At 69.8% G+C, this 7,448-nt stretch carries 7 protein-coding genes; 2 read left to right on the top strand and 5 right to left on the bottom strand.

Features of this window, described 5'->3' with window-relative positions; genetic code table 11:
- The first annotated feature begins 4 nt into the window (after positions 1-4).
- A complete protein-coding gene (locus QMK30_RS07425; protein ID WP_283516382.1) occupies positions 5-805 on the top strand; it encodes an ABC transporter permease in 801 nt (266 codons plus the stop codon).
- A 50-nt stretch (positions 806-855) separates the two neighbouring features.
- Positions 856-1,737, top strand: coding sequence for an SURF1 family protein (locus QMK30_RS07420; protein ID WP_283516381.1), 882 nt, complete (start codon positions 856-858; stop codon positions 1,735-1,737).
- A gap of 153 nt (positions 1,738-1,890) precedes the next feature.
- On the opposite strand, the gene QMK30_RS07415 is transcribed toward QMK30_RS07420, so the two are convergent.
- The 5 genes from QMK30_RS07415 to QMK30_RS07395 form a co-directional block, all read right to left on the bottom strand.
- On the bottom strand, positions 1,891-3,357 hold the full coding sequence (locus QMK30_RS07415) for a hypothetical protein (RefSeq protein ID WP_283516380.1): 1,467 nt from the start codon (positions 3,355-3,357) through the stop codon (positions 1,891-1,893).
- Entirely contained in the window at positions 3,354-3,929 is a 576-nt protein-coding gene (locus QMK30_RS07410; protein ID WP_283516379.1) for a SigE family RNA polymerase sigma factor, read from the bottom strand. Before QMK30_RS07410 ends, QMK30_RS07415 begins: the two co-directional genes overlap by 4 nt.
- 373 nt (positions 3,930-4,302) lie before the next feature.
- Complete coding sequence (locus QMK30_RS07405) at positions 4,303-5,361, bottom strand: aspartate-semialdehyde dehydrogenase (RefSeq protein WP_283516378.1); 1,059 nt, start codon at positions 5,359-5,361, stop codon at positions 4,303-4,305.
- Positions 5,358-6,629, bottom strand: coding sequence for an aspartate kinase (locus QMK30_RS07400; RefSeq protein ID WP_283516377.1), 1,272 nt, complete (start codon positions 6,627-6,629; stop codon positions 5,358-5,360). The genes QMK30_RS07405 and QMK30_RS07400 overlap by 4 nt, the downstream gene beginning before the upstream one ends.
- A gap of 201 nt (positions 6,630-6,830) precedes the next feature.
- Entirely contained in the window at positions 6,831-7,409 is a 579-nt protein-coding gene (locus QMK30_RS07395; protein ID WP_283516376.1) for a Uma2 family endonuclease, read from the bottom strand.
- Between the last annotated feature and the right edge of the window lie 39 nt (positions 7,410-7,448).

Genomic DNA, 7,448 nt, shown 5'->3' with positions numbered 1-7,448 from the left:
CGTCGTGACGTCCGTGAAGCGGGTCGCGCGGGACTCCACGATCATCGCGTGGCGCAATCTGCTGAATCTGCGCCGCACCCCCGGGTCGGTGATCGCCGCGCTCGTCCAGCCCGTGATGTTCGTCCTGCTGCTCGCCTATGTCTTCGGCGGCAGCCTGGGCGGCGCCGACTACCGCACGTTCCTGATGGGCGGCATCTTCGCGCAGGCCGTCACCTTCAACGCCGCCTTCACGGCGCTGGGGCTCGCCCACGACATGGACAAGGGCATCGTGGACCGGTTCCGTTCGCTGCCCATGCCGCGCATGGCGGTGATCCTCGGGCGGACCCTGTCGGACCTGATGATGAGCGTGGTCACCCTGACCGTGACGTCCCTGTGCGGACTCCTCGTCGGGTGGCGCATCGGTACGTCCTTCGGCGAGGCGGCGGCCGGCTATCTGCTCATCCTGCTCTTCGCGTTCGCCATGTCGTGGGTCGGAGCCACCATCGGCCTGATGGCCCGCAGCGTCGAGGTGGCCCAGAGCGCCGGGCTGATCTGGCTCTTCCCGGTCACGTTCATCTCGTCCGCGTTCGTCTCGACCGCCTCCATGCCGGGCCCGCTGCGTACCGTCGCCGAGTGGAACCCGGTCTCGGCCACGGCGTCGGCGGTGCGCCAACTGTTCGGCAACCCGCCGCCCGGCGGCATCGCGGTCGGTGACGCGTGGCCCGTCGTGCACGCCATCCCGTACGCGCTGCTGTGCGCGTGCGTGATCATCGGCGGGTTCATGCTGCTGGCCCTGCGGAGGTTCCGGCAGATCACCCTCGGATGAGCACGACCCCGGCGGGCCGGTGGCAGAGGCGGGGACCGTACCTTGGAGGGGTGTACCGGTTCCTGCTGACGCCCCGCTGGTGGGGGCTCCACCTCTTCGTCGTGCTGGCCATCCCCTTCTGTGTCCTGATGGGGTCCTGGCAGCTCGGCCGGTTCGAAGACCGCGTCGAGTCCCACCAGGCCGAGGAGGCGAAGCCGGATCCGGGCAAGCAGAGCGCCGTACCGCTCGACGATCTGCTGCCCGTCGACACCGAGACCTCAGGGCGGCACGCGACGGCGACCGGGCGGTACGCGGAGCAGTTCGTCGTGCCCGGCCGGAAGCTGGACGACAAGCTCGGCTCCTACGTACTGACGCTGCTGCGCACCGACGACGGCAAGGCACTGCCCGTCGTACGCGGCTGGCTGCCCCCCGGCGCCAAGGCCCCCGCCGCGCCCCCGGGCGAAGTCTCCGTGACCGGCGCGCTCCAGGCCTCCGAGAACGCGAGCACCGACGGGGTCAACGCGGAGGGCGGCCTGCCCAAGGGCCAGTTGGGGATGATCAGCGCGGCATCGCTGGTGAACCTCGTGCCGTACGACATGTACGACGCCTGGGTCACCCTCAGCGAGGGCGACGCAGGTCTGCGGCCCGTCCCCGCGGTGGCCCCACAGGGCAGCGGCCTGGACCTCAAGGCCTTCCAGAACCTGGGCTACACCGGCGAGTGGTTCGTCTTCGCGGGCTTCGTGGTCTTCATGTGGTTCCGGCTGGTCCGCCGCGAGGCGGAAGCCGTACGGGACCTCGCACTCGGCGTCCTGCCCGAGGAGCCGCTCGGACCGGCGGGCGCGGACGAGGCCCCCGAGGCCGGCACGGAATACGCGAAGCCGGCCGACGGGGAAGCCAAGAAGGCAGCCAGGAAGGAAATCGCCGGTAGCGGCAGCGGCGGCAAGAGCGCCTGAGGCTCGGGCACCTCCAGGTACCTCCGGGCACCCGGTCCTTCCGAGAACCAGGGGTCTCCGAGCCCCCCGGCCCGTCCCTCAGGGAACGGCGAGCGGGGCGGGCGCCGTCTCCGGCCGCACCCGCCCCGGCGCCCCCTCCGGGTCCGTGTCCCGCTACAACGCTTCCAGCACGCCCGTGCGATAGATCGTGCCCGCGCACGCGTTCGGGATGTTCGCCGCGGCTCCCGGCGCACCCGACTCCGGCGTGTGGGTCACCGCGATACTGCCGTCCTCCGTGGTCCCTTCGCCCTCGCCGAGCTGCGTCTCCGTGCCCGTCTGCCCCGAGTCGCCACTGCCGCCGCCGGCACCGCCGTTGCCCGTGCCTTCGGTCGTTCCGGCGCTGTTTTCCGTGGGTGAGGGGTCGGGCGAGGGGTTGGTCGTCGGACAGCTGCCCGTCGGAACCCAGGCGAACTTCACCTCGTACGCCATGTCCGGCGCGAGCACCAGGCCCGTCGCCTCCTGCGAGGGGTCGGGCAGCCCTGCCGCCGCGTCGCCCGAGGTGTGCTCGACCACGTCGATCCGGCCGGAGTCGGCCGCGCCCAGCGCCTGGAAGTTCACTGACCCGGTGCCCGCGACCGTGCAGTCCTGGCCCGACACATTGGCGATCCGGAAGGTCCCGTAGACCTTGCCGTCGGCGTCCGGGGCGCCCGTGCCCGCGGAGACGCCCAACTGGCTCGGCTCGCAGGTCGGCGACGACACGGGCACCGCCCCGGAGGCGCCGACGTCACCCGCGCCACCGGCGCTCGTGTCGCCGCCGGGTGGGTTCCTGTCCGGGTCCTTGCCCTTGTCGGGCTTCTGCGACTTGTCCTTGGAGGTCGGCTTGTCCGAGGGCTTGCTCTCCCCCTTCTTGCTGTCCGGCGTGCGTGTCTCGCCGCCCGTGCCGCCCTGGATGTCCTGCCCGCGGCCCGCCACGGCGGGGCGCTCGTCGGCCGCTCCGTCGGACTTCGCCACATGGACGAAGGCCGGGATCGCCGTGCCGACGAAGAGGGCCGCTGCGGCCATCCCGACGATGGCCTGGCGCCGCCGGACGCGCCGGGCCGGAACGGCCTTGCGCAGGTGCTCCAGGGCGCGTTCGGAGGGCTCCAGCTCCTGCAACTCCTGTACGGCGCGGCGCATCATCCGGCGCAGGGCGAGCTCGTCCGCGCCGTGCGTGTCGGCATCGGCTTCCGCGCCGCGTACGGGAGTGCCGGCGCCATGTGCGTGGTCGTCCGTGCCGGGGGTGCCCGGCCCGTTGTTCAGCATCGCGTTCCCAGTCAGGTCTCTCAGCAGCCTGTCCGGCCAGTCAGTCTCATCCGGGCCCGCGGACTCCGAACCGGTCGCTTCCCGGTCGGCCGCATCGGCGCCGGTCGGCTCAGCGGCCGTCGCATCGGGGCCGGCCGCCTCAGCAGCCACCGACTCAGCGCTCGCCGACTCCGCGCCCACCGGCTCCGCGCACGCAGGCTCCGCGTCCGTCAACTCCCGGTCCGCCGAATCCACGTGGGCAGGTCCATCAGGTCCGTCCGGGCCGTCGGGTCCGTCGGGTCCGTCGGGTCCGTGCGGGCCGTCCGGTCCACGCTGCCCGGATCGTTTCTGCTCGCTCATGCCATGGCCTCCATGACGACGCGCAACGCCGCGATACCCCGCGAGCCGTACGCCTTCACCGAGCCCAGCGATATGCCCAGCGTCTCGGCGACCTGAGCCTCGGTCATGTCCGCGAAGTACCGCAGCGACAGCACTTCCCGCTGGCGGCGCTGGAGGCCGCGCATCGCCTTGATCAGCGCGTCGCGCTCCAGCTGGTCGTACGCCCCCTCCTCCGCGCTCGCCATGTCCGGCATCGGCTTGGAGAGCAGCTTCAGGCCGAGTATGCGGCGGCGCAGTGCGGAGCGGGACAGGTTGACCACGGTCTGGCGCAGGTAGGCCAGGGTCTTCTCGGGGTCACGCACCCGGTTGCGCGCCGAGTGCACGCGGATGAACGCCTCCTGGACGACGTCCTCGCAGGACGCGATGTCGTCGAGGAGCAGGGCCGCGAGGCCCAGCAGGGACCGGTAGTGCGCGCGGTAGGTCTCGGTGAGGTGATCGACTGTTGTGCCCGCTGCCATGACGTCTTCAGCGCCCTCGCGCGTGGACGCGATGGGCAACGGGCGAGTGACCGGCATGGGTGCGATCACCGGCATGCCGCCGGGCGCACGGAGCCTCCGGAGCGGCAGCACTGTTGCGCCACGTCCCGGGACTGCTGTGATGTCGAGTACCTCTGCCACGCCTGTTGGACACGCTTCCCCCCGACAGGGTTGTACGCGAGAGACACCGCATTTGATGGTGAGGCAAATGCCCGCATGCGTACCAACCCTTCCTGAATGCCCCATTTATTGCGCCGTTCCGCGGGGCGATCACGAAGACGCTCTCCTCTCAACTGCCGGTTGCAGTAAGGCGGAGAGCGAATAATCGAACAGAACAACATCCCAGTTCAAGTGGTACAGACCTGCGACTTGATCACAAAGCATTCACAGGTCGCACAACTCCCTCCGCTTACGCCGCGGCTCAGGCCACCTACGAAGCGGGAAACTCGGCGGCGACCAGCTCGGCGATCTGGGCCGTGTTCAGCGCGGCACCCTTGCGCAGATTGTCCCCGCACACAAAGAGTTCGAGTGCCATGGGGTCGTCCAGCGACCGCCGCACGCGCCCCACCCAGGTCGGGTCCGTGCCCACGACATCGGCCGGTGTGGGGAACTCCCCCGCCGCCGGATTGTCGAACAGGACCACGCCCGGCGCCGCCGCCAGGATCTCGTGCGCCCGCTCGACGGTGACCTCGCGCTCGAAGCGCGCGTGCACCGCAAGCGAGTGCGTCGTGATCACCGGCACCCGCACGCAGGTGACGGACACCCGCAGACCGGGCCGGTCCAGGATCTTGCGCGACTCGGCGCGGACCTTGAGCTCCTCCGAGGACCAGCCGTCCTCCGCCAGCACCCCGGCCCACGGCACCACGTTGAGTGCCATCGGCGCCGGGAAGGGCCCGGTGTCGTCGCCCACCGCCCGGCGTACGTCGCCGGGCCTGGTGCCCAGCTCTGTGCCCGCGACGAGCGAAAGCTGCGTACGCAACGCGTCGACGCCTCCGCGGCCGGCGCCGCTCACCGCCTGGTACGACGACACGACCAGCTCGGTCAGCGCGAACTCGGCGTGCAGCGCGCCCATCGCCACGATCATCGACAGCGTCGTGCAGTTGGGGCTCGCGATGATGCCGCGCGAGCGGGCCCGTACGGCGTGCGGATTGACTTCGGGGACGACCAGCGGCACTTCCGGGTCCATCCGGAACGCGGCGGAGTTGTCCACCACGACGGCGCCCTTCGCGGCGGCGATCGGCGCCCACCGCAGGGCCACTTCGTCGGGTACGTCGAACATCGCGACGTCGACGCCCTCCAGGGCTTCCTCGGAGAGCGCCATGACCTCGGCCTGCACCCCGCGCACGACCAGCTTGCGGCCGGCCGAGCGGGGGGAGGCGAAGAGTCTGATCTCGCCCCAGACATCCGCGTGCTGGGACAGGATTTCGAGCATGACGGCGCCGACGGCCCCGGTCGCTCCGACGACCGCGAGTGTCGGCTTACCGGTCACCTGCCGGAGCCCCCGTAGACGACTGCCTCGTCGGACTCGCTGTCCAGGCCGAAGGCGGTGTGCACGGCGCGCACGGCCTCATTCACGTCCTCACCACGGGTGACCACCGAGATGCGGATCTCGGAGGTCGAGATCAGCTCGATGTTCACACCGGCTGCGGAGAGCGCCTCGAAGAAGCCCGCCGTGACGCCCGGGTTGGTCTTCATACCCGCGCCGACCAGCGAGATCTTGCCGATCTGGTCGTCGTAACGCAGCGACTCGAACCCGATGACCGTCTTCGCCTTCTCCAGGGCGTCGATGGCCTTGCGGCCCTCGGTCTTGGGGAGGGTGAAGGAAATGTCGGTCAGCCCGGTCGTCGCGGCGGACACGTTCTGCACGACCATGTCGATGTTGATCTCGGCGTTCGCGATGGCGCGGAAGATCGCCGCGGCCTCGCCCGGCTTGTCCGGGACCCCGACGACCGTGACCTTGGCCTCGGAGACATCGTGGGCGACTCCGGAGATGATGGCCTGCTCCACCTGCTGGTCCCCTTGCGGCTCGTTGCTTACCCAGGTCCCGCGCAGCCCCGAGAAGGACGACCGCACGTGAATCGGGATGTTGTATCGGCGTGCGTACTCGACGCATCGGTGCAGCAGCACCTTGGAGCCGGAGGCGGCAAGCTCCAGCATGTCCTCGGAGGAGATCCACTCGATCTTCCGGGCCTTCTTCACGACCCGGGGGTCGGCGGTGAAGACGCCGTCGACGTCGGTGTAGATCTCACAGACCTCGGCGTTGAGCGCAGCGGCCAGTGCCACGGCGGTCGTGTCCGAGCCGCCCCGGCCGAGGGTCGTGATGTCCTTCTTGTCCTGGGATACACCCTGGAACCCGGCGACGATGGCGATGTTGCCCTCGTCGAGGGCGGTGCGGATACGGCCCGGCGTGACATCGATGATGCGCGCTTTGTTGTGGACCGAGTCGGTGATGACACCCGCCTGGCTGCCGGTGAACGACTGGGCCTCGTGGCCCAGGCTCCGGATCGCCATCGCCAGCAGCGACATCGAAATCCGCTCACCCGCGGTCAGCAACATGTCGAATTCACGCCCGGCAGGGATCGGAGATACCTGCTCGGCGAGATCGATCAACTCGTCCGTCGTGTCGCCCATCGCCGAAACCACGACAACGACCTGGTGGCCGTTCTTCTTGGCATCGACGATTCGCTTGGCGACGCGCTTGATGCCTTCGGCATCGGCAACGGAGGAGCCTCCGTACTTCTGCACGACAAGGCCCACGTGCGCTCCTCGTTAGTCATTACTGCGGTCGGGTCAGTTTACCGAGCGGACCGGGACCGCCCCTGCCATATCGCATCCTGAGACATACCGCTCACCATGCGACCGGGGGGACCACCCGTGCCCGCTCGGTGGGGATGCCTGCCCCGGAGCACGCGGGGTACGCGGAACGTGTGATGGGTCACAGGGTGGGCGCGGTCCGCCTCAGCCCGCGTAGTCCTTTAGCTTCTCGGTCTCCAGCGTGATCCCGACCGGGTCCGGGAGCTCGACGACCGCGCCGAAGGGCCGGGTCGTCGTACTGCGGTACGCGCCCTTCTCGGGCTCCGCGTGGACGGTGACCGAGCAGGCTTCGCGGTCGATGAGGAGGTAGACGGGGATGCCTGCTTCCGCGTAGCCCACGGGCTTCTCGACCCGGTCGCGGCGGTTGGTGTCCATGTCGTTCGAGGTGACCTCGACCACCATCAGGATGCCCTCGGGCTCGGCCCACTCCCCCTGCCCGACGAAATGCTCGTCGGGGGCGAGCGCACCGTCCGGACGTGCCCTTCCCTTCCGGTACGTCTGGACCTTCAGCCCCTGCTCGGGGTAGAGAAACAGCTCCGGGCGATGTTGCATGCACTGCTTGAGCAGCCAAGCGACGATCGCGCCGTGATTGCCATCGGGCACCGGCTTGACCTGGACCTTCCCATTCACGAACTCCAGCCGCACCGTCTCCGGCGCTCGACCGGCAAGTTCCTCGAAATCCTTGATCGACATCTGGGGCCGGTCACTGGTCATGGGGGTCATGGCGTCGCCTCCTCCCCTCCATGGTGCCCCGGCCCTGGT

This window comes from Streptomyces sp. H27-C3 (assembly GCF_030063415.1).
GTDB lineage: Bacteria > Actinomycetota > Actinomycetes > Streptomycetales > Streptomycetaceae > Streptomyces.
This window is presented reverse-complemented; position numbering and strand designations above follow the sequence as displayed.